A 23127-nucleotide genomic window follows, 5' to 3' on the forward strand; every position below is an offset into this window, starting at 1 on the left:
TTCTGCTGTCGTATCGTCCTTCATGCGCCGCAGCGCACATCATTTTTGCGAAGCAAAACATCATTGCGCCAGCACATCATGCCGAAGGCACATCATTGCGAAGCACTCACAGTGTCTTGCAGAACTCTTTCAGGTAGGCGCGGAAGGCCTCGCCGATCTCCGGGTGCTGCAGTGCCAGCTCCACCTGGGCTTCCACCACCTTGAGCTTGTTGCCCATGTCGTAGTGCTTGCCGGTGAACTCCACCGCCGTCATGCCGCCGCGGGTGCGGGAGTACTCGGCCATGGCGTCGGTCAGCTGGATCTCGCCGCCTGCGCCGGGCTTGGTGTGGGCGAGGATGTCATAAATTTCCGGGGTCAGCAGCACGCGGCCCAGAATGGAATAGTTGCTGAACTCCTGACCCTTCTTGGGCTTCTCGATCATGTCATCCACAAAGAAATAGTTGTCGTGGAGGGGGGTGGTCTTCAGGCTGCAGTAGCGGCTCACGTCGGCCCAGGGCACCGCCGAGACACCGGCCACCGGGCGGCCGAACTCCTCATAAGCGCGGATCAGCTGGGCGCAGACCGGGTCCTCGCCCCAGATCACGTCGTCGCCGTAGATCACCACAAAGGGGTCGTCACCGGTAAAGGCTTTTGCCATGCTCACCGCGTGGCCCAGGCCCAGGGTCTGGTGCTGGCGCACGAACATGATGTTGGCCAGGTTCGAGATGCCCAGGCATTCTTCCAGCATCTTCTCCTTGCCGGGGGCGGCCAGCTTTGCTTCCAGCTCGGGGCTGCGGTCAAAGTGGTCTTCAATGATGCTCTGGCTGCGGCTCAGGATGATGAGGATATCGGTGATGCCGGAGCGCACCGCCTCCTCCACCAGATACTGGATGGCGGGCTTGTCCACGATGGGCAGCATGCCCTTGGGCATGGCTTTGGTGGCGGGCAGCACACGGGTGCCCAGACCTGCAGCGGGGATAACGGCCTTTGTGACCTTCTTCATGGTTCAACTCTCCTATTCTTAACAACTCGCACCGGTGTGCAGCCGGAAAAACTCAGCCGACAAGGCCGGTCAGGGCGCTCAGATTGGGGCCCATCAGCAGGGTGAAGCAGGCACCCAGCACCATCAGCAGCACAAAGGCCCCCACGACGGCGGCCCAGCTCACGCCGCCCTGTGCGTTCAGCACGGCACGGCGCTGCACCTCGTCCGGGAACTCGCTGCGGATGCGCTTGATGTGGCTGGCCGCGCTCTTGCGGTAGAGCCACTTGGCGAACAGGGTGCGCACCATCACCAGCACGAAGCTCAGGATGGACATTACCCGGCTGAGGATGACCAGCGTCGTGGTGCTCAGCCCGGCAGTCAGCGGGCTGTTGGTCACCCGCATCATGTCCAGCAGGGTGGGCAGCGCCAGCACCAGCTCCGCCGCCAGAAAGGCGAAGGCGGGCTTCCAGGCCTTGCGGTAGAAAAAGTAGAACGGGCCGAACAGCAGCGCCGAGAAGCTCATGGAGATTTTGGTGTGCTGCAGCTGCATCCGGCTGTAATCGTTCAGGTAGGCGGGGGCCGCCTTGCCGATATAATCGCTCCAATCGCTGGACGGGATGCCGTCGATCAGCTCCTCCTGCCCGAAGGCGGTGCGCACATTCTGATGGGTGGGCTCCGCCACATTCTGGCGGTAGAAGCTGTCGTAGTCAAAGGTCTCGTTCTGCTCGTTCTGGGCAGCCCGGCGGTCGTTGGGCTCGGCGGCAGATTCCGGCGGCAGGGCGGCCCCGCAGCAGCGGCAGTTCGGCTCACTGCGCAGGGTGCGTTCGCCGCAGCTCGGGCAGGTGCGCAGCGCGGCGTCCTGGTAGGGGAACTTCCACTCATAGCCCGCGCCGTGGGCGGGGGTGTGGATGCAGCGGCCCAGTTTTTCGTAACAGTCGCGGTGGTAGGGCGCACCGCAGTCGGGGCAGACGACGATATCGTCTTTGAGGGTGAGCGGCTTTGCGCAGCCCTCACAGGGACAGCCATAATATTTCGGCATGGTATCCTCCTGTTTTTTGGTTCATACTGGTATTATACTCCCCCAGAAAAGAAAAGAAAAGGTGAAAATCTTCAAAATTCCAGCAGGATAATAGTTTTACCTCTTTACTTTAACACGGATTGTAGGTATACTAATGAAGTATCTGTGTATAAATTGTATCTTTTGGAGGACTCTCCCTCGGTGCAGGGAACGCATTCATGCGTTCCGTCTGCTCCCCGGCAGATGCTGTGTGCCCTGCGGAACGGATTGATCCGTTCCCTACTGGAGGACTCTCCCTCGGTGCAGGGAACGCATTCATGCGTTCCGTCTGCTGCCTGGCAGAGCGCAAGGGGGCATTTTCCCGGCCAAAAGACTTTACCTTATTACCATTGCGAGAGGAACAAAGAGAATGATCACGATTGACGAACTGAAGGTGCAGCTTGCAGACTACGGCAAGGCGGTCAAGGATCTGGAGGAAGCTCTGGCCATCGACGCTTCCCGCAAGCGCGTGCAGGAGCTGGAGCACACCATGAGCCGCCCCGGCTTCTACGACGATGCCGACCTGAGCAAAAAGGTCTTTGACGAAGTGGGCGACCTGAAGGGCAAGCTGAGCCGCTTTGAAAAGCTGCAGGGTCTGTACGACGACGCCGAGACCATGCTGGAAATGCTGGACGAGGAATACGACCCCGCCATGATCCCCGAAGCCGAAGAATCCGTGAACGCGGTGGGCAAGGCGGTGGACGAGCTGCAGCTGATGACCATGCTGAACGGCGAATATGACCACAGCAACGCCATCCTCACCTTCCACGCCGGTACCGGCGGCACCGAGGCACAGGACTGGGCCGAGATGCTGTACCGCATGTACAACAAGTGGGCCGCTGCCCACGGCATGACCGTGGAAGTGCTGGATTACCAGGACGGCGACGAGGCCGGTATGAAAAGCGCTTCCATGATGGTGAAGGGTGCCAACGCCTACGGCCTGCTCAAGAGCGAGAACGGCGTGCACCGCCTGGTGCGTGTTTCTCCCTTTGACGCCAACGCCCGCCGCCAGACCAGCTTTGCTTCGCTGGAAGTCATGCCCGAGCTGGACAACACCATTCAGGTGGACATCCGCCCCGAGGACATCGAGATGCAGGTGTACCGCTCCTCCGGTGCAGGCGGCCAGCACATCAACAAGACTTCTTCCGCTGTGCGTCTGATCCACAAGCCCACCGGCATCGTGGTCAACTGTCAGACCCAGCGCAGCCAGTTCCAGAACCGCGACTACGCCATGGAAATGCTGAAGGCAAAGCTCTATCAGATCGCAAAGCAGCAGCACATGGACAAGATCGACGACATCAAGGGCGTGCAGAACGAGATCGCCTGGGGCCACCAGATCCGCAGCTATGTGTTCATGCCCTACACCATGGTCAAGGACCACCGCACCAACTACGAGACCGGCAACGTGGATGCCGTGATGGACGGCGATCTGGACGGTTTCATCTTTGCCTACCTCAAGGCCGCCAGCCGCGGGGAACTGCAGGACACCTGATAAAAATGATGTGCTTGTGGCATGATGTGCGTGCGCAATGATGTTTGCTTTGCAAAATGATGTGCGCTGCGGCGCATGAAAGAAGAAACTTTAAGGCTCTCCCGTAAGGGGGAGCTTTTTTATTGCCTTTTTGTCAGCGGTCTTCGGCGAAAGGCCGCGTTTTGCAGCCAGTCGCTGCCGCTGGGTGTTTCGCGGTCTACACGGGTGCCTTTGGCCCGGCTCCCGCCGATGGGTGCGCGCCGCTGATAGTCCTGCGCGGTCTGGCATCCCAGCCCGGCGGCATCTTCCAGAGCCTTGCGCACATAGGCCCAGCTGTGCCCGCCAAGGTCGCCGCACTTGTGCAGCACGGCCGCCGTCACCTCATCCCCCAGACGGTCGGCATATTGAGCCAGCTCCGTTTTGCATCGGGGCGCAAGCTGACCGATATTTGCTTCGTATTCCTCAAAAACAAGAGCGTGCTCGCTCGTCGTCGTCGTTTCTTCGGAAGATGATGATGGTATTTCTGGTTCTGATGGTATTGATGGTAGAGTTGTTGCTGCCAGACTGGTATCAGCCGGTTGTTTGCCGGTTGCCTGCCTGTTATCCAGCCTGTTGAGCCCGGTGATCAAATTGTAATTTTCTAACGTGATCAGGCTGTATTTTGGCCCTGTTTTGACGGTTATGTAACCGGTTGTCTGCAAGTGTTTCAGGGCACTGCGGACCTGCATGGTGGACAAATTGAGCTGTGCGGCAAGGTGCGGCTGGCTCGTCACCAGCTGTCCGGGCTGGATGGTGATGCCCTGCCACTGCTTGCGGCTCCAATTTGCCGTGAGCAGAAGATGAAAATACAGCCGGGCGGTGTTGGGCTCGGTGTACCATTCCCAGTCGGTCAGGCCGCGCGGGAACGCCACGAACCCGCGGGAAAGTTCAATGTCCAAGCGCGGTTCCTCCTTTTTGGCAGAGATTTTTCGTTCGAAAACAGCATAGCGCCAAAAGCGGCGGGAGGAAAGGGCGTACTTTTTATCTGCACTTTTCAGTGGATGACCGTGCGCCGGAAAATGAGAAACAAAAAAGCACCTGCCTGCGAAAACAAAACGCAGACAGGTGTTTTTGTTTGTGATTCTGACTTGAATGCAAAAGAAACTGCAAACGAAGGAATGCGCGAAAACAGGGCAAAAAATCAAAGAAAAGAAGCAAAGATACAGAGCTTTGCGCTCTGCTGCACAGCGCCCCTTTTGTTTCAGTGCCCCGCAGCGCTTTCGATCTCCTGCAACTCAAAGCGATATTCCTGCGGTGCATCGGGATATTTTGCCTTATCCACTTTGCTCAGGAACATTTCCAGCGGGCGCAGCCAGAGCCCGCCGTCGCCGTAAAGCTTGCGGTAGATGACGAACGGCTTCCCGGTCTCGGAGTCGTTGGCGACGCCCTCCACAAGATAATAGTCGCCCTTGAAGTGGCGGTAAACACGCCCGATCCTGATCTCACGCACGAACGATTCCTCCTTCTTACACAAGGTCCGGCAGGATATCTGCCCAGAGATTTTCCTCCTGGCGCAGCGCATCGAAGCAGCAGTCCAGGTACATTTTGTTGGCGGCGGCCAGGATGGTGCTGCGCAGCAGCATCCGTTCGTCGTTCACATCGGTTGGCAGGGGGGCGGCCTTTTGGTAGCCGAACACCACCGGAAGGCAGGCTTCCAGCTCGTTGCAGAAGGTATCGTAGGCCTCCCCGGCGGAATAGTGCTCCCGCTGCATTTTGAACAGGATGTCGATGTTTTCCATCGAGAGCACCGTCTTGGAGACCGCGATGTAGAGCAGGGAAGCCAGCTGCTCCCGGCTGTACTTTTTGCGCACCGGGTGCGGCAGGATGCCCTTTTTGACGTAGTTGCTCACCATGGAGGGGGTGAGCTCCACGCCGCAGAAGGTGCGGAAGTAGCCGTTGACGTACTGCACGGTCTGGTCCAGATACAGCCCCACCTGCGGGAGATCGGCGTACCGGGGCAGGGCAAACCCGGCGGCGCAGGCCGCAACGCGGCGTTTGGTTTCAGCGTTCATACAGCATTCCGATAGCTCGTCCGGCGGCAGGCATGGCCCGCAGCCGAGGGAAAATGGTCGGTTTCATGGGTCCCAGTATAATGCATTTTGCCGCGCAGGTCAACGGGTCAAGAAAAACTTTTTAAAGATTTTATGAAACTGCTTGACAGGTTTTTGAAAAACTGATAAGATGTTTGCAGTAAACGGAACAAACCAGAGCGGCAGTGCGCGCCGGGCAGGGGATCCCCTGCAGCGGCCGACGCCTGCCAGACAAAAATAGATGCGGGAGCGTGCTTTTATGAAAACCAAGATCGTTGTGGATTCCTCATCCAATTTGTATGAGCTGCCGGGAGCGGAGTTTGCCTGTGTGCCGCTGAAGATCGTCACCGACGAGCAGGAATATCTGGACGACGGCCATCTGGACGCTGTGGGCATGGCCCAGACTCTGCGCAGCTACAAGGGCAAGACCACCACGTCCTGCCCCAACGTGGCCGACTGGCTGGCCGCCTACGAGGGCGCGGAGCAGGTGTTCGCCGTCACCATCACCGGCACGTTGTCCGGCAGCTACAACGCCGCCCTGCTGGCGGCCGAGGAGTACAAGGCCGACCACCCGGAAGCCCGGGTCTTTGTGCTGGACAGCCTGTCCGCCGGGCCGGAGTGCCGCCTGCTGGCCGAACGGCTGCAGCAGCTGGTGGAAAGCGGCATGGACTTCGACGCCGTCTGCGAGGAAATTCTGGCTTACAAAAAGCACACCCACCTGCTGTTCTCGCTGGAATCGCTGGCAAACCTGGCCCGCAACGGCCGCGTGAAGCCTGCCGTTGCCGCCGTGGCGCGGATGCTGGGCATCCGGGTCATCGGCCGGGCAAGCGAGAGCGGCGAGCTGGAAGTGCTGTGCAAGACCCGCGGCGAGCACGGCGCACTGGAGCGCATCGTGCTGGAAATGAAGGCCGGCGGCTTCACGAATGGCAAAGTGCACATCGCCCACTGCGGCAACCCGGAAGCCGCCAAGCGCCTGAAGCTGATGCTGCATGCGGTGTTCGAGGGCGCGCAGGTGGACGTGAGCGAATGCGGCGGCCTGTGCAGCTACTACGCCGAGCTGGGCGGCCTGATGGTGGGCTATGAGGAAAACCAATAACACCAATAACGGAACCGAAGCGGAGCAGCCTGGCTGCTCCGCTTTGGTTTTATCGTGTCCTTGCAAACGGTGCAAAACCGCGGTATACTTACACATATTATAAAGGAGTGCAGGAAAGGGGGGCGGGCCGCATGTTCTACCGGCTGCCGTTCGTCAAATTTTTCAGCCGCATTTTGAACCGCGTCACCGTCACGGTGATCCTGGTGGCGCTGCAGCTGCTGTGGCTGTGCTGGGTGTTCTTCGCCATCACCACCGGCACCGGGCGGGTGTGGGTGAACGGCGTGCTCAACGCGCTGAGCCTGCTCATCATCCTGTATCTGGTGCGCAAGGACGAGAACAGCGCCTACAAGGTGGGCTGGATCGCGCTGATCGGCATCCTGCCGCTGCTGGGCGGGGCGCTGTACCTGGCCTTTGGCAACAAGCGGCCCTCCCGCCGCCTGCGCCTGAAGATGCAGGCCGTGGACGACGCCCACAAAAAGGACCTTGCCCAGCAGCCCGGCCCGGCCGACACGCTGGACGCCCGCGGGCTGGGCCAGAGCCGCTATGTGGCGAAATACGGCCCCTACCCGGCCTGGCGGAACACCCGCACGCAGTATTTCTCCTGCGGCGAGGCCATGTACCCGCAGCTGCTGGCCGATCTCGAAAAGGCCGAGAAGACGATTTTTCTGGAGTTCTTCATCGTCAGCCACGGATATATGTGGAACGGCATCGAGAAAATTCTGCGCCGCAAGGCTGCCCAGGGGGTGGACGTGCGGCTGATCTACGACGATTTCGGCAGCCTGCTGGGCCTGCCCACGGATTTTGTGGTGCGCATGGAGCGGGCGCACATCCGGTGCATCCCGTTCAACCCCGTGGTGCCGCTGCTCTCGCTGGTGATGAACCACCGCGACCACCGCAAGATCGTGGTCATCGACGGCACGGTGGCCTACACCGGCGGCGTGAACCTGGCGGACGAATATATCAACAAGGAGCAGCGCTTCGGCTACTGGAAGGACGCCGCCCTGCGGGTGGAAGGCGATGCTGCGTGGAATTTCACCGTGATGTTCCTCAACTTCTGGAACGCCTTCCGCCCCAGCGAGGAAGACTACAGCCCCTTCCGCCCCGCGCCGCTGGAGCCGCCGGTGTCGGACGGCGTGGTGCAGCCCTACGCCGACAGCCCGCTGGACGAGGAGCCCGTGGCCGAGACGATATACCTGAACATCCTGGCGCAGGCGCAGCGGTATGTCTATATTTACACGCCCTACCTTGCCATCGGCGAGGAAATGCTGGACGCGCTGCGGAACGCCGCCAAGCGCGGGGTGGATGTGCGGCTGGTGCTGCCGGGCATCCCGGACAAAAAGCTGGTGTTCCGGCTGAGCCGGTCCTATTATCTGCCGCTTCTGCAGGCGGGCGTGCGCATTTTTGAGTTCACGCCCGGCTTTCTGCACGCCAAGTGCTGGGTGAGCGACGACGTCACCGCCGTGGTGGGCAGCATCAACATGGATTACCGCAGCCTGTTTCTGCACTTCGAGTGCGGCGTGCTGCTGCAGCACAGCAGCCAGGTGGCCGTTCTGCGGGACGACGTGCTGGCAACGCTGCCCCAATGCCGCGAAGTGCAGGTGACGGACTGCCGCACCAGCCTGCCCGGCACCGTGCTGGACAGCGTGCTGCGCCTGCTGAGCCCCTTGATGTAGGAGGAGAGAGACCGCGTGCCGGCAGCTTTCTCCTCAGACACGAATCGGGCCATTCCATCGCCCGCCCTATCGCCTGACGGCGACAGGGTCCCACCCCAGCGGACGGTCTTCGGAGAAACTACCGGCCCACAGTCCGACTTCTGGTTTCGCATAGAAAAGTTGGCCTCTGCAATAATGCGCCGTTTTTCGGGCACACTACCTTCAAAGCCCCTGCGATGGGGCAGGAAAGGGAGCGTTATAACGATGAAACAGACAGTTCGAGGCATGATCCTGGGCTGCACCCTGGCGGCAGCACTGGTGCTGACCGGCTGCATGAACAGCAATTCCGGCGCGAACAGCGCCTCGCAGAGCCACAGCACGAGCGGCACGGCTTCCGGCAGCGGCGCATCGCAGACGGAAGACCGCTCCGGCTGGCGCACCGGCATGAGCGTGCTCACCGAGATGACCGAGCAGGACGAAAACGGCAAGCTGAACACCATCACGGCGGCGGTGGTGCTGGACGGCGAGGGCCGCATCCGGGATGTGCAGCTGGATGAGCTGGAGCTCACGGTGACGGCGGACGACACCGGCAAGGTGGACCTGCCCTCCGACCACCGCACCAAGCGCCAGAAGGGCGAGGACTACCCGCTGGCAGCGGTCTCCTCGCTGAAGGCGGGCTGGGCCGAGCAGGTGGATGCCTTCGGCCGCTGGCTGACCGGCAAGACCGCAGACCAGGTGCGCGGGCTGGAACTGGATACGGACGGCAAGGCGCAGGACGCCGACCTGCTGTCCGGGTGCACCATCGCGGTGGAGAACTACCGCAACGCCGTGCTGCGTGCCTGCGCGGATGCGCGCGAGATGCGCTGACCGGGCGGGTCTGAACAAAAAAGCGGAACCGGGCCTCGGGAGACGAGTGGGTCTTCCGGGGCCTTTTTGCGCGCCGGGCCGCGGGAGAAGATGCCGTGCGTTTTGTGCACAACTGCTAAACGTCTGGATAAAAACTGCCTGCAAAAAGGAGAAACTGCAAAAATTTGCGTTTCCCTCTTGCCAAACGGCGGCAAACGCGCTATTCTATAGTCACGGTTTAACACTTTAGCATGATAAAATGCTAAACCGAGAGGGAAATACATTGGGAAACCGAAAGGGGAGGAACCTTTTATGAAACGTCTTGTGTCTGCATTCCTGGCCGGTGCCATGGCGCTGAGCCTTGCCGCCTGCGGCGGTGCCGCATCCACTTCCACCGTGGCTTCTTCTGCCGCATCCGGCAGTGCCGCCGCTTCCGAGACCGCTGCCAGCGACCTGGATTCCATCAAGGAAAAGGGCAAGCTGGTCATCGGCTACACCGTCTACGAGCCCATGAACTACACCGACGCCGACGGCAGCTTCACCGGTTTTGACACCGAGCTGGCAACGGCTGTGTGCGAAAAGCTGGGCGTGGAGCCGGAGTTCGTGGAGATCAACTGGGACACCAAAGTGGTGGAGCTGGACGCCAAGAGCATCGACTGCATCTGGAACGGCATGACCCTGACCGATGACATCATGGCCAACACCGCCACCACCAAGGCCTACGCCAAGAACGCACAGGTCGTGGTCGTGAAGGACGGCACCGACTACAGCTCCACTGCGGATCTGGTGGGCAAGACTGTCGTCGCCGAAGCCGGTTCCGCCGGTGAGGCCGCCATTGAGGGCGACGAGAATCTGGCCCAGGCCGATTACGTCTCCAAGAGCGTGCAGACCGACTGCCTGATGGAAGTTGCCGCAGGCACTGCCGATGCCGCTGTGCTGGACCTGACCCTGGCCAATGCCATGATCGGCGAGGGCACCGACTACGCAAGCCTTGCGATCGTGGACGAGCTGAACGCCGAGGAATACGGCGTGGCCTTCCGCAAGGGCAGTGACGCCGCCGCCGCTGTGGATGCCGCCTTCGACGAGCTGAAGGCCGACGGCACCATGCAGGCGCTGGCCGAGAAGTACGATCTGGCTCTGGCCGACTGAGAAATAAAAAGGATAACGTTGGTTTTAGCGTCCTCGCCCTCTCCGTCATTGCTTGCGCAATGCCACCTCCCCCAAAGGGGGAGGCAAGGGCCTTGCCGCTGTGTTCTTGGCTCTCCCTTTGGGAGAGCTGGCGCGTAAGCGCCTGAGAGGGCGAGCCTGTTGACCGTTTAAAAAATTGGATGGATGGGTGTGTTCCTGTGTCTGTGATTTTGGGGCGTCTTTCCGGCGCGTTTCTGCTCAACTGTGAGCTGTTTGCCCTGACCCTGCTGTTTGCACTGCCGCTGGGTCTGGTGGTGGCCTTTGGTTCCATGAGCCGGTGCAAGCCGCTGGCCGGTGTGGTGAAGACCTTTGTGTGGGTCATCCGCGGCACGCCGCTGATGCTGCAGATCATCGTCATCTACCTGGGCCCCGGCCTGCTGGGCATGGAGAACCCCTGGCCCTCCGGTTCCGGCGGCCGCATGGTGGCGGCGGTGGTGGCCTTTGCCATCAACTACGCCTGCTATTTCTCCGAAATTTACCGCGGCGGCATCGAGGCCATCCCCAAGGGCCAGACCGAAGCCGGTCAGGTGCTGGGCATGACCAAGACCCAGATCTTCTTCAAGGTCACGCTGCTGCAGGTGGTCAAGCGCATCCTGGCCCCCATGGGCAACGAAGTCATCACCCTCGTCAAGGACACCTCGCTGGCCAATACCATCGCCAACAAGGAGATCATCATGATGGCCAAGGAGTACAGCGCAAAGGGCCTGATCTGGCCGCTGTTCTCCACCGCCATCTTCTTCCTGGTCTTCGTGGGCGCACTCACCCTGCTGCTGGGCTGGGCCGAAAAGAAACTGGATTATTTCCGCTGATGAAAGGGAGGAAACAACATCATGGCATTGCTTGAAGCCTCCGGCATCGGCAAAAATTTCGGGGACACAAAGGTCCTCAAGGACATTTCGCTCACTCTGGAGCAGGGCGAAGCGCTGGCGATCATCGGCTCGTCCGGCTCCGGCAAGACCACCCTGCTGCGCTGCCTGAACTTCCTCGAGCGGCCGGACAGCGGCGTCATCAAGGTGAACGGCGAGACCATGTGGGACGCCGCCGACCCCGCCACCCAGCGGGAGAGCGAGGTGCGCAAAAAACGCCTGCACTTCGGTCTGGTGTTCCAGAACTTCAACCTGTTCCCGCAGTACACCGCCCTGCAGAACGTGATGCTGGCGGGCGAACTGCTGGCGAAGGAACGCCCGGACTACAAAGCCAACAAAAAGGCCATCCAGGCCGAGCTGGAGCAGCAGGCGAGGGAACTTTTGGCCCAGATGGGTCTTTCGGAGCGGGCGAACCACTACCCGCACCAGCTTTCCGGCGGCCAGCAGCAGCGCGTGGCCATTGCCCGTGCGCTGGCCCTGCACCCGGACATCCTCTGCTTCGACGAGCCGACCAGCGCCCTTGACCCGGAACTGACCGGCGAAGTGCTGCGCGTCCTGCGCGACCTCGCCGACCGCAAGACCACCATGATCATCGTCACCCACGAGATGCACTTTGCCCGCGATGTGGCCGACCGCATCCTGTTCATGGACGGCGGCGTGGTGGTGGAAGAAGGCCCCGCCAAGCAGCTCATTGAGCACCCGCAGGAGGAGCGCACAAAGCAGTTCCTGGCGCATTATTCGGAATAAGCATAGCTCCCTCAGAGTTTTCTGGGGGAGTTTTTCGCTGTATCGAAAAAACTTGACAATGCTGGTAAAATAATTATAATATAATTATGGAAACGATACAATTTGAATGGGACGAAAACAAGAACCAGATCAACCAGCGCAAGCATGGCATCTCGTTCCAGGAAGCAAAAACGGTGTTCTATGACGAAGAAGCACTGGTGATCGATGACCCGGAGCATTCTGAACAGGAGGACAGATTCATCATTCTTGGCTTGAGCAATCAGGCAAATCTGCTCGTTGTGTGTCACTGTTACCGTGCGTCGGATACCGTTATCCGTATTATCTCGGCCAGAAAGGCGACCAAAACCGAATCGAAATACTATGAAAAGTAAGGAGGGCGTTATAATGCTGAATGAATATGATTTTTCTCATGCAAAAAAGAACCCCTATGCAAAAGCACTGAAAAAGCAGATCACCATCAATATCGATAGCAGTACGATCGATTATTTCAAGGCACAGTCGGAAGCGGTGGGCATTCCGTATCAGACGCTCATCAATTTGTATCTGAAGGATTGCGTGAATAATAAGCGCCGCCTTACGATGTCCTGGCAGGAAACAAAGACCGGCTGACCTTTCTTCGCAAAATGCCCAATTCTTCCGGCAAAAATTCAGAAATGTTGATGCAATGCAAATCTTGTAAATCCGGCGTCGGTCCGCTATAATATCATTCATGAATGTACGCAACGTCCTGCCATTTCCGGCAGGGCGTTTTTCACGGTCAAAATCACGAAGATACGCTTTTTGAATGCGAATGGAATCCCCGTTTCCCGGCGGGTAGGAGGACTTTACACTATGACAAAGGATATGACCCAAGGCAGCCCGCTCAAGCTGATCCTTGCCTTCGCGGTGCCGCTGATGCTGGGCAGCCTGTTCCAGCAGTTCTACAATCTGGCCGATACCATCATCGTGGGCCGTTTCGTGGGCGTGGAAGCGCTGGCGGCCGTGGGCAGCGTGGGCGGCTTGAACTATCTGGTGCTGGGCTTTGTGAACGGCATCGCCTGCGGCTTTTCCATCCCCATTTCGTGGACCTTCGGCGCGAAGGATTACGCCGAGATGCGCCGCTACACCGCCAACACCGTGTGGCTGTCCGTCTTTTTTGCGGCGGTGCTGACCATCGTCACCGTGGCGCTCACCCGCCCGGTGCTGGTGTGGACCAACACCCCGGCAAACATCATCGACCTGGCGGATATCTACATCCGCACCATTTTCTGGGGCATCCCGTTCACCCTTCTTTATAATGTGACGAGCGCCCTGATGCGCGCCCTGGGCGACAGCAAGCGCCCGCTGTACTTCCTGCTGGTGGCAAGCTTTCTGAACATCGGGCTCGACCTGTTGTGCATCATCGTGTTCCGCATGGGGGCCTTTGGCGCAGCCTTTGCCACCGTGTTCAGCCAGGGCGTGGCCGGCATCGGCAGCCTGCTGTACATTCTGCGCCACTACCACGAGCTGCACTGGAGCAAAGACGAGGGCGCTTTCAGCCTGACCCACTGCGCCAAGCTGTGCAACATGGGCATCCCCATGGGCCTGCAGTGCAGCATCACCGCCATCGGCAGCGTGGTGCTGCAGGGGGCCGTGAACGGTCTGGGCAGCGACATCGTGGCCGCGCAGACCGCCGGCAGCAAGGCGGCCCAGTTCCTCTGCGTGCCGCTGGAGAGCATCGGCACCGCCATGACCACCTATGCCAGCCAGAACATGGGTGCCCACGACCTCAAGCGTGTGGACCGCGGCGTGAACACTGCCCTCGGCATCGGCTGCGTGTACAGCGTGGCCTCCTTCCTCATTCTGCGGGTGACGGACAAACTGCTCATCGGTCTGTTCCTGGACGCAGGCGAGACCGCCATTATGGCCAATGCGCAGGAGTTCATCTTCTGGAACAGCGTGTTCTACATCCCGCTGGCAGTGCTTATCATCTACCGCTACACCATTCAGGGCCTGGGCTATTCCGGCCTTGCCATGTTCGCGGGTGTGGCTGAGATGGTGGCCCGTGCCATGGTGGGCTTCTGGTTCGTGCCGCTGTGGGGCTACTTTGCGGCCTGCATTGCAAACCCGGTGGCATGGTTCTTTGCCTGCTTCTTCCTGATCCCTGCCTATTTTGTGGTGCGCAGGAAGCTGCAAACCGAGAAGGACCTCGAGAAGGCGTAACGATTGAAAATGGCCGCCGCGTGCGCTTTGGCCGAGTTGTGGCACCCAGCGTCTGCTACGGCCCTTGAGCGGGCCTTGCATCCTGCTGGCCACGGCCCCAACAGCTCCTCCCTGCTTCGGCCGCAGGCCGCGGTCGTCGCCGTTGCATATTTAGCGGAACATTATTTTTTATTTGTAAAGCTGGAAAATCTGCGGATTTTCCAGCTTTACTTTTTCACGGGAAGGGGCCGTAACGGCAAACGGCATATTGCCTGCGCTGGCTCCCTGCGGGGGAACGAACCCTCTCAGGCGCTTCGCGCCAGCTCTCCCGAAGGGAGAGCCAAGGGCGTAACGGGAGTGCTTCTTGCCTCTCCCTTTGGGAGAGGTGGCTGCGACCATCGGGAGCAGACGGAGAGGGCGCCCCCGCTCCCCTGCGGGGAGCTGCCGCCGCAACCCGTCGGATCCAGCGCGTCGAAATCGCTGTGACCTTGCCGCGCTGAACACGCGGCATTTGCTTCGCAAACCGGTCTGCGGCTTAAAAGCCCCACTGGGGCTTTCATGCCCTCCGGGCACCGCCGTCCTTTCTGGTTCTCTTTTGGGCGTCAAAAGAGAACATCTCCAATCGGGAAGCGCTTTAAAAGAAGGCAGCTCGGCTTTCCTCTGCCGACGCATTCGTTTCTTTGCGGATTTACAAATCCCGCCAAAAGCGTTATACTACTTATGATTGTGCAAAAGGCAGGAGGTGAGTGCATGGCCGAACAGCAGCTGGAACAGCTCGAGGGCACCGTGGAGGACATCATTTACGAAAATCCGGACAACGGCTACACCGTGTTCGAGGTGTCCGGCGGCGGTGTGGTCACGGTAGTGTGCGGCATCGTGGGCGAACTGCACGCAGGTGAGAGCGTGGTCTGCCGTGGCCGGTATGAGAACCACGCCACCTACGGCCGCCAGTTCCACGCGCAGGAGTGCGAGACCGACATGCCCAAGGATCTGGAAGCCGTCTATGCCTTCCTTGCCAGCCGGTCGCTGCCCTACATCGGCGCGAAAACGGCGGATAAGATCATCGACAAATTTGGTGCCGAAGCGCTGGAGGTCATCGCCAACGACCCCGCCCGCCTGACCGAGATCCCCGGCATCTCGCCGGACAAGGCCGACCGCATCCAGCAGGAGTTCAAACGCATGTTCGGCATGCGGGAACTCATCGCCTATCTCGCTCAGTTCGAGATCAGCCCCCGCAAGGCGATGGAAGTGTTCCGCACCTTCGGCCCCGGGGCCATGCAGGCCATCTCGGCCAACCCCTATCTGCTCTGCGGCGAACCGCTGCAGCTGGATTTCCGCCACGCGGACAGCATCGCACAGTATTACCACATGGAAGGGGACTGCGCTCAGCGGCTGGAAGCGGCTCTGCTGCGCACGCTGCGCCACAACGCGGGCAACGGCCACACCTGCCTGCCCCGGGCCCAGCTGCTGGAAACGGCGTCCAATTTCATCCACCAGCCGCCGGAAAAGCTGGCCGCCGCACTGGACAAATGCATTGAGACCGAAGAACTCTGCGTGAAAATGTTCGACGGGGTGCCGTATATCTACCTGCCGGACCTGCTGGCCGCAGAGCAGGATATCGCTGACCGGCTGGCGATGCTGGCCCAGCGGGGCAAAAACACGGCCCACGGACTGGACAAGAACATTCAGATTTTGGAGCTGACGCAGGGCTTTGCCTACGCGCCGCTGCAGAAGGAAGCCATCCGAAAGGCCATGACGGAAAACTGCCTTGTGCTCACCGGCGGCCCCGGCACCGGCAAGACCACCACCGTGAACGCCATCCTGCAATTGCTGGAAAATCAGGCCGAGCGGGTGGCCCTGTGCGCCCCCACCGGCCGCGCGGCCAAGCGCCTGAGCGAGCTGACCGGCCGCAAGGCCAGCACCATCCACCGCCTGCTGGAGGTGGACTACACCGGCGGGGTGGTCAGCTTCATCCACAACGACAAGAACCTGCTCAAGTGCGACGTGGTCATTCTGGACGAGATGAGCATGGTGGACGTGAAGCTGTTTCAGGCCCTGATCGCGGCCCTGCGCTACAGCTGCCGCATCATCATGGTGGGCGACGCCGACCAGCTGCCCAGCGTGGGCCCGGGCAACATTCTGGGCGAGATCGTCCGCTCCGGCTGTGTGCCCACCGTCTGCCTGAACGAGATCTTCCGGCAGGCGGCCCGCAGCCTCATCGTGGAGAATGCCCACCGCATTATCTCCAGTGAACCGCTGAAAAAGGGCGGCAAGACCGACGACTTCTTCTTTCTGGAGTCGGACGGCGACGCGGCCCAGAAGCTGGTGTGCGACCTCGTCACCACCCGGCTGCCGCGCAGCTATGGCTTCGACCCCATCAAGGATATTCAGGTGCTCTGCCCCACCAAGCTCGGGCCCACCGGCACCCAGGCGCTGAACGTGGAACTGCAGAACCTGCTCAACCCGGAGCAGAAGGGCAAGCCCCAGCTGCAGAGCGCGTCCCGGGTGTTCCGGGTGGGCGACAAGGTCATGCAGGTGCGCAACAACTACGAGATCGTCTGGAACCGCATCGGCGGGGAACAGGGCGTGGGTGCCTACAACGGGGACATCGGCATCGTGGAGAGCATCAACACGCGGGACCGCTCCATGGTGGTGCGCATGGACGACCGGCGGCTCATCTACCCGGCCGAGAACCTCAATGAGCTGGAGATCGCCTACGCCATCACGGTGCACAAAAGCCAGGGCAGCGAGTTCCCGGCGGTGATCCTGCCGGTGGCGCAGGTGCCGCCGCGCCTTTGCTACCGCAACCTGTTCTACACCGGCGTCACCCGCGCGCGGAAACTGTGCATCGTGGCGGGCAGGCGGGACGTTGTAAACCGCATGATGAGCAACATCCGCCAGAACCTGCGCTACAGCGGCCTGTGCGCCCTGCTGCAGGCGGAGCTGCCGCTGGAGCAGGTGCGTGTGGAGGAATGAAGGCTGCACGGAGATCAACTTTTGCTCCGGGTCAAGCTGCAAAAGTTAATTTCCGTGTCTCAGGTCGGCGGCCTCGCCCTCTCCGTCACGCCTAACGGCGTGCCACCTCTCCCAAAGGGAGAGGCAAGAAACGTTCCGGTTACGCCCTTGGCTCTCCCTTTGGGAGAGCTGTCACCGAAGGTGACTGAGAGGGCGAGGCCGTTGCCCATGTTGGCAGAACTTTGCCGCACCCCGCATGAAGGCTGCAAAACCGGTATACTTTTTCCCGCAACTATGCTATACTGTACACTGGTATGTTTTCCGGCCGGGCGGGTCCGCCGGGCCGTTATGACGATAGAGGAACGAAAGGAACAGAGATCTTATGGCACAGAACGATATCGGTATCGACCTCGGTACCACCACCATCATCATCGCGCAGGAGGGCAAGGGCGTTGTGCTCAACCAGCCCAGCGTTGTGGCAATGGATACCCGCAAGAACACCGTGCTGGAAGCCGGTGACAAGGCGCTGGCCATGGTGGGCCGCACCCCGAACTACATCTCCGCCATCTTCCCGCTGAAGGATGGCGTCATCAGCGACCACACCATGACCCGTGAGCTGATCTGCCGCTTCGTCAAGCAGGTGTACAGCTCCCACATGGTCAAGCCCCGGGTGGCTGTCTGCGTGCCCGCCGCCATCACCGGCATCGAGAGCGACGCCGTGGTGGAGGCCGTGGTGGCCGCCGGTGCCCGCCAGGTCTACCTGATCGACGAGCCCATTGCCGCCGCCCTCGGCTCCGGCATCGACATCACTCTGCCGGACGGCCGCATGATCATCGACATCGGCGGCGGCACCACCGATATCGCCGTGCTTTCTCTGGGCGGCAAGGTCAAGGCCACCAGCGTGCGCGTGGCAGGCAACCACTACGATGAAGAAATTCTGAAGTACGTGCGCAACAAGTACAGCGTGGCCATCGGCCAGCGCACCGCCGAGGAACTGAAGAAAAACGTGGCCTGCTGCCCCCAGAAGACCGATTTCCACGAGACCATGGAGATCAAGGGCCGCAGCCTGCTCACCGGCCTGCCGGTGCGCGTCAACGTCTCCACCGACGACCTCTACGAGCCTGTGATGATGCTGAGCGAGCAGATCGGCACCGCAGCGCACCAGGTGCTGGAGAAGACCCCGCCGGAGCTGGCAGGCGACATCTACCGCAACGGTGTCATGCTCACCGGCGGCGGCGCACAGCTGCACGGCCTGACCGAGTACCTCAGCGAGGAGCTCAAGGTGGAAGTGACCGTCTCGCCGGACCCCGTCAACTGCGTGGCGCTGGGCACCGCCATGAGCCTGGGCATCAACGACAAGCTGGAGACCGGCTTCATGGACGCAACGCCCCGCATCGGCCGCCGCTGATGCACCTGTACCGGCAGAAAAAGAATGCAGATGCGTGCACCGGGCGCAGAGCGCCGGGCAGCACCATTTGTCCATGCTTCTGGCACAAAGGGTCAAAAAGAAAAATTGTCCATTTTTGTTGAAATAAATGGGAAAATAAGGTATACTATACCCAAATTGATTTTCTGCTAACGAGCTTGTATCGGACGCAGTATACAAGAAACAGGAGGAAAAACCATGGATTTAGGTTTTGACGTGGTCGTTACCATTACCGGCATCGTACTGGTGTTCCTGATCCTCGTGCTGTTGATGGCGATCATCACGCTGGAGGGCAAGATCTTCGATTCGATGAATGCCAAGAAGAAGGCTGCGAAGGAAGCTGCCAAGGCTCCCGCCGCAAAGCCCGCCGCAAAGCCCGCCGCACCCGTGCAGCAGGCTGCCGCCGCTCCGGCTCCGCAGGTCGAGGCAGGCATCCCCGGTGACGTGGTCGCCGCCATCATGGCCGCCATCCACGCCATGGGCAATGGCAAGTACACCCTCAAGGCAGTGCGCCGCAGCAAGAACGGCTGGGGCAATGCGGGCGTGAACGACACGACCGCACCGTTTTAACAGAGGAGGAAGAACATGACACAGTTTATTGATACTCTGGTCGGTATTTTCCAAAGTTCCGGCTTTGCACGCTTTGGCGAGCCGGGCGGCTACCTGTACGCGATCATGATCGCGGTGGGCTGCTTTTTGCTGTACCTGGCCATCGTCAAGGAGTTCGAACCCCTGATCCTGCTGCCCATGGCCTTTGGCATGATCCTGGCAAACCTGCCGGGCAGCGGCGTCATCCACATGGAATATTTCGTCGGTGACGGTCTGGAACACCCCATGTGGGTGGAGATCCTGAACAACGGCGGTCTGGCTGATATGCTGTACATGGGCGTCAAGCTGGGCATTTACCCCCCGCTGATCTTCCTGGGCATCGGCACCATGACCGACTTTGCTCCGCTGATCTCCAACCCCAAGAGCCTGCTGCTGGGCGCTGCCGCACAGTTCGGCATCTTCGGTACTTACATGGGTGCCCGTCTGCTGGCCGCGACCGGCCTGGTGGACTTCACCCAGAAGCAGTCCGCCGCCATCGCCATCATCGGCGGTGCCGACGGCCCCACCGCCATCTTCGTTACCTCCCGTCTGGCTCCTGAGCTGCTGGGCTCCATCGCTGTTGCGGCCTACAGCTACATGGCTCTGGTGCCCGTCATCCAGCCGCCCATCATGAAGGCTCTGACGTCCAAGAAAGAGCGTACCGTCGTGATGAAGCAGCTGCGCAGCGTTTCCAAGACCGAGAGGATCATCTTCCCGATCATGGTCACCATCATCGTGTCCCTGATCGTGCCCGATGCCGCCGTTCTGGTCGGTATGCTGATGCTGGGCAACCTGATGAAGGAGTGCGGCGTCGTGGATCGTATCCAGAAGACTGCCGGCAATGAGCTGATGAACATCATCACCATCTTCCTGGCACTGTCCGTTGGTTGCACCACCTCTGCCAACACCTTCCTGAACACCCGCACCCTGTTCATCATCGTGCTGGGCCTGATCGCCTTCTCCTTCGGCACTGCTGCCGGTGTGCTGTGCGGCAAGGTCATGTACAAGCTGACCGGCGGCCAGGTGAACCCCCTGATCGGTTCTGCCGGCGTTTCCGCTGTGCCTATGGCTGCTCGTGTTTCTCAGAAGGTCGGCCAGAGCGAGAACCCCTCCAACTTCCTGCTGATGCACGCTATGGGCCCCAATGTGGCCGGTGTTATCGGTTCTGCCGTTGCTGCTGGTATCCTGATCAACATCTTCGGCTAAGCATTCCATAAAAAGCGATTTTCCCGCCCGTCGGTTCATCTGAACCGCCGGGCGGTTTTTGTTTGTGAACTATTCTCAATCGTTTTAAAATGTGGTATACTGTACTTTGATAGTATAAACAGAAAAGGAACAGGGGAAACCATGGCAACAGATCTCACACAGGAATTCTGCGCGCTGCGCGATACCTATATTGAAAAGCAGTTCGGCCGCCTGAACGACATGCAGCGGCAGGCGGTGTTCACCACCGACGGCCCACTGCTCATCCTCGCCGGTGCAGGCAGCGGCAAGACCACCGTGCTGGTCAACCGCATTGCAAACCTCATCCGGTTCGGCTCGGCCCACGGTTCCAGGCAGACGCCCCGTCCGGCCACTGAGGACGACGTGAAAGCCCTGCGCAATGCCATCATGACCGGCACCGACGCGCCCAGCTGGCTGGACGGCATGCTGCGCCAGAACGCTGTGCGCAGCTGGAACGTGATGGCCATCACCTTTACCAACAAGGCGGCAGGGGAGCTGAAAGAGCGTCTGCGCCGGATGCTGGGCGGCGAGGAAGGCGACGAGGTGTTTGCCTCCACCTTCCACTCGGCCTGTGTGCGCATCCTGCGCCGCTGGGCGGAGGAGATCGGCTACCCCCGCAGCTTCACCATCTACGATACCGATGACTCTCAGCGCGTGATGAAGGCCGTTTACAAGGACCTGAACGTGGACGACAAATTCCTGCCCATCAAAGCAGCCATCAACCAGATGAGCCGCTGGAAGGACCAGCTGGTCAGCCCGGAGCAGGCCCTTGCCAGCCCCGCCAAGGACACAAAAGGTGCCCTGACCGCCCGCATCTATGCGGCCTACGAGAAGCGCCTGAAAGAAGCCGGTGCCTTCGACTTCGATGATCTCATTTACCAGACCGTGCAGCTGCTGGCCGAGCACCCGGACGTGCGGGAGTTCTACCAGAACAAATACCGCTACCTGCTGGTGGACGAGTATCAGGACACCAGCGTGGCGCAGTTCCGTCTGGTGAGCCTGCTCACCGGCCCGGAGCGCAACATCTGCGTGGTGGGCGACGACGACCAGAGCATCTACCGCTTCCGTGGTGCCACCATCGAGAACATCCTCAACTTTGAAAAGCTCTACCCGGGCACCAAGACCATCCGGCTGGAGCAGAACTACCGCTCCACCTCCAACATCCTGAACGCCGCCAACTGCGTCATCCAGCACAACACCGAGCGCAAGGGCAAGACCCTGTGGACCGACAACGGCGAGGGCGACAAGGTGCAGGTGTACACCGCCGAAAACGAGCAGGACGAGGCCAGCCACATCGCGGACGTCATCGGCCAGCACCTGAAGGAGGGCGGACATCTGGCCGACCACGCCATCCTCTACCGCATGAACGCCCAGTCGGCCCCCATCGAAAGCTACTTTACCCGCGCGGGCATCCCGCATAAGATCGTGGGCGGCCAGCGCTTCAACGACCGCAAAGAGGTCAAGGATATCCACTCCTACATGTCCATCGTGGCGAACCCGCGCGACGACGTGCGCCTGCGCCGCATCATCAACGAACCGGCCCGCAAGATCGGCAACACCACGGTGGAAGTGATCGCCGACCTTGCCGCGCAGGAGGGCGTGAGCATGCTGGATATCATCAGCCATGCCGACCAGTACGCAAAGCTCAGCCGCGCGGTGATGCCGCTGCTGAAGTTCTGGCAGATCTATCAGCGCCTGCAGGATTCGCTGGAGACCCGCACGCTGGACGAATTTGCATCCGATGTGATTGAGCTGACCGGCTACAAGGCCATGCTGGAAGCCGACGCTGCCAAGGGCCACGAGGACGCGGCGGACCGCCTGCAGAACCTGGGCCAGCTGGTGAACAACGTGAAAAATTACTGCGACCAGCACGGCGAGGAAGCCACGCTGGAAGGCTATCTGGAAGACATCGCCCTTATCAGCGACATCGACAGCTACAACGAGAGCGCCGATCAGGTGGTGCTCATGACCATCCACTCGGCCAAGGGCCTGGAGTTCCCCTATGTGTTCCTCATCGGCATGGAGGAGGGCGTCTTCCCCAGCGAGATGAGCAAGTATTCCGAAGCGGACCTTGAGGAGGAGCGCCGTCTTGCCTATGTGGGCATCACCCGCGCCAAAAAGGAGCTCTACATCTCCAACAGCGTGTCCCGGATGCTCTATGGCCGCACCCAGCGCAACGAGCCCAGCCGCTTTTTGCGCGAGATCGAACCCGAGTACATCGAGGAGACCCGCAGCCCGGTGCTGGAACAGCGTTCCCGTCTGGGCGGCTGGGGCAGCGGCTACAGCGACACGGTGCCGGGTGGTGCGTCCGGTTACTCCGGGCCGTCCGGCTGGGGCCGCAGCGCCGGGGGATACGGCGGCGGTTACGGTTCGGGCTACAGTTCCGGCGGCCGCAGCGGCTATCTGAACCGCGAATACAACGCCGGTGAGGGCCGTGGTTTCGGCTCGGCCTACGCAAATCGGGGTCAGAGCGCTGGCGGTTATGGCTCCGGCTATGGCCGCAGCGGCGGAAGCGCCGGATATGGTTCTGGTTACGGCTCTGCCTATGGTTCTGGAAAAACAAACGGTGCAGCGCAGCAAAATACTGCAAAGCAGATAAACTTTACAGGCACACCGGCCCCGAAGCCGGTCTCCAGCGGCCCCAAACACTACGAGCCCGGCGATATCGTGGAGCACAAGGTGTTCGGCCGCGGCCAGGTGGTGGCGGTCAAACCCGCCGCCGGGGACCAGATCGTCGAGATCAACTTTGACAAGGTCGGCATCAAGAAGACCATGGCGAACTTTGCGCCGCTGACCAAGATTACGGAGGAATGACACGCTT

Annotated in this window: 20 protein-coding genes; 15 read left to right on the forward strand and 5 right to left on the reverse strand. The window is 60.5% G+C overall.

From position 1 onward, the window contains the following. Window positions 1-106: 106 nt before the first annotated feature. Window positions 107-982 carry a UTP--glucose-1-phosphate uridylyltransferase gene (locus CGS49_RS10875; RefSeq protein WP_097801825.1) on the reverse strand — a complete coding sequence of 292 codons (876 nt, stop codon included), beginning with the start codon at window positions 980-982 and terminating at the stop codon, window positions 107-109. A gap of 52 nt (window positions 983-1034) precedes the next feature. Beyond that, window positions 1035-2000, reverse strand: a complete 966-nt coding sequence (locus CGS49_RS10880; RefSeq protein ID WP_097801826.1) for an RING finger protein — start codon at window positions 1998-2000, stop codon at window positions 1035-1037. 388 nt (window positions 2001-2388) lie between these two features. Between CGS49_RS10880 and prfB the strand changes: the two genes are divergently transcribed. After that, window positions 2389-3510 carry a peptide chain release factor 2 gene (gene prfB / locus CGS49_RS10885; RefSeq protein WP_097801827.1) on the forward strand — a complete coding sequence of 374 codons (1122 nt, stop codon included), beginning with the start codon at window positions 2389-2391 and terminating at the stop codon, window positions 3508-3510. 119 nt (window positions 3511-3629) lie between these two features. On the opposite strand, the gene CGS49_RS10890 is transcribed toward prfB, so the two are convergent. The 3 genes from CGS49_RS10890 to CGS49_RS10900 all read right to left on the reverse strand — a co-directional run bounded on the left by CGS49_RS10890 (window position 3630) and on the right by CGS49_RS10900 (window position 5540). Next, a complete protein-coding gene (locus tag CGS49_RS10890) occupies window positions 3630-4427 on the reverse strand; it encodes a helix-turn-helix domain-containing protein (RefSeq protein WP_097801828.1) in 798 nt (265 codons plus the stop codon). Between the two features lie 302 nt (window positions 4428-4729). Then, entirely contained in the window at window positions 4730-4978 is a 249-nt protein-coding gene (locus CGS49_RS10895) for a DUF1653 domain-containing protein (RefSeq protein WP_242975449.1), read from the reverse strand. A gap of 16 nt (window positions 4979-4994) precedes the next feature. Beyond that, window positions 4995-5540, reverse strand: coding sequence for a DUF1836 domain-containing protein (locus CGS49_RS10900; RefSeq protein WP_097801830.1), 546 nt, complete (start codon window positions 5538-5540; stop codon window positions 4995-4997). A 277-nt stretch (window positions 5541-5817) separates the two neighbouring features. On the opposite strand from CGS49_RS10900, the gene CGS49_RS10905 reads away from it, so the two are divergent. The 14 genes from CGS49_RS10905 to CGS49_RS10975 all read left to right on the forward strand — a co-directional run bounded on the left by CGS49_RS10905 (window position 5818) and on the right by CGS49_RS10975 (window position 23120). Further along, window positions 5818-6654, forward strand: coding sequence for a DegV family protein (locus CGS49_RS10905; RefSeq protein WP_097801831.1), 837 nt, complete (start codon window positions 5818-5820; stop codon window positions 6652-6654). A 131-nt stretch (window positions 6655-6785) separates the two neighbouring features. Beyond that, a complete protein-coding gene (cls, locus tag CGS49_RS10910) occupies window positions 6786-8327 on the forward strand; it encodes a cardiolipin synthase (RefSeq protein ID WP_097801832.1) in 1542 nt (513 codons plus the stop codon). A 243-nt stretch (window positions 8328-8570) separates the two neighbouring features. Beyond that, complete coding sequence (locus CGS49_RS10915) at window positions 8571-9173, forward strand: FMN-binding protein (protein WP_143405859.1); 603 nt, start codon at window positions 8571-8573, stop codon at window positions 9171-9173. Between the two features lie 291 nt (window positions 9174-9464). After that, on the forward strand, window positions 9465-10301 hold the full coding sequence (locus CGS49_RS10920) for a transporter substrate-binding domain-containing protein (protein ID WP_097801834.1): 837 nt from the start codon (window positions 9465-9467) through the stop codon (window positions 10299-10301). 203 nt (window positions 10302-10504) lie between these two features. After that, on the forward strand, window positions 10505-11149 hold the full coding sequence (locus CGS49_RS10925) for an amino acid ABC transporter permease (protein WP_489752633.1): 645 nt from the start codon (window positions 10505-10507) through the stop codon (window positions 11147-11149). Between the two features lie 21 nt (window positions 11150-11170). Further along, window positions 11171-11953, forward strand: coding sequence for an amino acid ABC transporter ATP-binding protein (locus CGS49_RS10930; protein ID WP_097801836.1), 783 nt, complete (start codon window positions 11171-11173; stop codon window positions 11951-11953). Window positions 11954-12039: 86 nt separating this feature from the next. Next, a complete protein-coding gene (locus CGS49_RS10935; RefSeq protein ID WP_097801837.1) occupies window positions 12040-12324 on the forward strand; it encodes a BrnT family toxin in 285 nt (94 codons plus the stop codon). Window positions 12325-12337: 13 nt separating this feature from the next. Continuing rightward, window positions 12338-12562 (forward strand): BrnA antitoxin family protein, encoded by a 225-nt coding sequence (locus CGS49_RS10940; protein ID WP_097801838.1) that lies wholly within the window; start codon window positions 12338-12340, stop codon window positions 12560-12562. Window positions 12563-12784: 222 nt separating this feature from the next. Then, the gene (locus CGS49_RS10945; RefSeq protein WP_097801839.1) at window positions 12785-14134 is read left to right on the forward strand and encodes an MATE family efflux transporter; all 1350 of its coding nucleotides are present in this window, start codon (window positions 12785-12787) and stop codon (window positions 14132-14134) included. Between the two features lie 729 nt (window positions 14135-14863). Further along, window positions 14864-17089, forward strand: a complete 2226-nt coding sequence (recD2, locus tag CGS49_RS10955) for an SF1B family DNA helicase RecD2 (RefSeq protein WP_097801841.1) — start codon at window positions 14864-14866, stop codon at window positions 17087-17089. A gap of 361 nt (window positions 17090-17450) precedes the next feature. After that, window positions 17451-18476 carry a rod shape-determining protein gene (locus tag CGS49_RS10960; protein WP_097801842.1) on the forward strand — a complete coding sequence of 342 codons (1026 nt, stop codon included), beginning with the start codon at window positions 17451-17453 and terminating at the stop codon, window positions 18474-18476. A gap of 216 nt (window positions 18477-18692) precedes the next feature. Further along, window positions 18693-19064 (forward strand): OadG family transporter subunit, encoded by a 372-nt coding sequence (locus tag CGS49_RS10965; protein WP_097801843.1) that lies wholly within the window; start codon window positions 18693-18695, stop codon window positions 19062-19064. A 15-nt stretch (window positions 19065-19079) separates the two neighbouring features. Then, complete coding sequence (locus CGS49_RS10970) at window positions 19080-20288, forward strand: sodium ion-translocating decarboxylase subunit beta (RefSeq protein WP_097801844.1); 1209 nt, start codon at window positions 19080-19082, stop codon at window positions 20286-20288. Window positions 20289-20429: 141 nt separating this feature from the next. After that, window positions 20430-23120, forward strand: a complete 2691-nt coding sequence (locus CGS49_RS10975; RefSeq protein WP_097801845.1) for an ATP-dependent helicase — start codon at window positions 20430-20432, stop codon at window positions 23118-23120. The last annotated feature ends 7 nt before the right edge of the window (window positions 23121-23127 follow it).

It is taken from the genome of Faecalibacterium langellae, from assembly GCF_002549775.1.
Lineage (GTDB): Bacteria > Bacillota > Clostridia > Oscillospirales > Ruminococcaceae > Faecalibacterium > Faecalibacterium langellae.

Excerpts from the sequence above, each read along its gene's own strand:
- CGS49_RS10875 (WP_097801825.1), bottom strand. The coding sequence starts at position 982 with ATGAAGAAGGTCACAAAGGCCGTTATCCCCGCTGCAGGTCTGGGCACC.
- CGS49_RS10880 (WP_097801826.1), bottom strand. The coding sequence starts at position 2,000 with ATGCCGAAATATTATGGCTGTCCCTGTGAGGGCTGCGCAAAGCCGCTC.
- prfB (WP_097801827.1), top strand. The coding sequence starts at position 2,389 with ATGATCACGATTGACGAACTGAAGGTGCAGCTTGCAGACTACGGCAAG.
- CGS49_RS10900 (WP_097801830.1), bottom strand. The coding sequence starts at position 5,540 with ATGAACGCTGAAACCAAACGCCGCGTTGCGGCCTGCGCCGCCGGGTTT.
- CGS49_RS10905 (WP_097801831.1), top strand. The coding sequence starts at position 5,818 with ATGAAAACCAAGATCGTTGTGGATTCCTCATCCAATTTGTATGAGCTG.
- cls (WP_097801832.1), top strand. The coding sequence starts at position 6,786 with ATGTTCTACCGGCTGCCGTTCGTCAAATTTTTCAGCCGCATTTTGAAC.
- CGS49_RS10915 (WP_143405859.1), top strand. The coding sequence starts at position 8,571 with ATGAAACAGACAGTTCGAGGCATGATCCTGGGCTGCACCCTGGCGGCA.
- CGS49_RS10920 (WP_097801834.1), top strand. The coding sequence starts at position 9,465 with ATGAAACGTCTTGTGTCTGCATTCCTGGCCGGTGCCATGGCGCTGAGC.
- CGS49_RS10930 (WP_097801836.1), top strand. The coding sequence starts at position 11,171 with ATGGCATTGCTTGAAGCCTCCGGCATCGGCAAAAATTTCGGGGACACA.
- CGS49_RS10935 (WP_097801837.1), top strand. The coding sequence starts at position 12,040 with ATGGAAACGATACAATTTGAATGGGACGAAAACAAGAACCAGATCAAC.
- CGS49_RS10940 (WP_097801838.1), top strand. The coding sequence starts at position 12,338 with ATGCTGAATGAATATGATTTTTCTCATGCAAAAAAGAACCCCTATGCA.
- CGS49_RS10945 (WP_097801839.1), top strand. The coding sequence starts at position 12,785 with ATGACAAAGGATATGACCCAAGGCAGCCCGCTCAAGCTGATCCTTGCC.
- recD2 (WP_097801841.1), top strand. The coding sequence starts at position 14,864 with ATGGCCGAACAGCAGCTGGAACAGCTCGAGGGCACCGTGGAGGACATC.
- CGS49_RS10960 (WP_097801842.1), top strand. The coding sequence starts at position 17,451 with ATGGCACAGAACGATATCGGTATCGACCTCGGTACCACCACCATCATC.
- CGS49_RS10965 (WP_097801843.1), top strand. The coding sequence starts at position 18,693 with ATGGATTTAGGTTTTGACGTGGTCGTTACCATTACCGGCATCGTACTG.
- CGS49_RS10970 (WP_097801844.1), top strand. The coding sequence starts at position 19,080 with ATGACACAGTTTATTGATACTCTGGTCGGTATTTTCCAAAGTTCCGGC.
- CGS49_RS10975 (WP_097801845.1), top strand. The coding sequence starts at position 20,430 with ATGGCAACAGATCTCACACAGGAATTCTGCGCGCTGCGCGATACCTAT.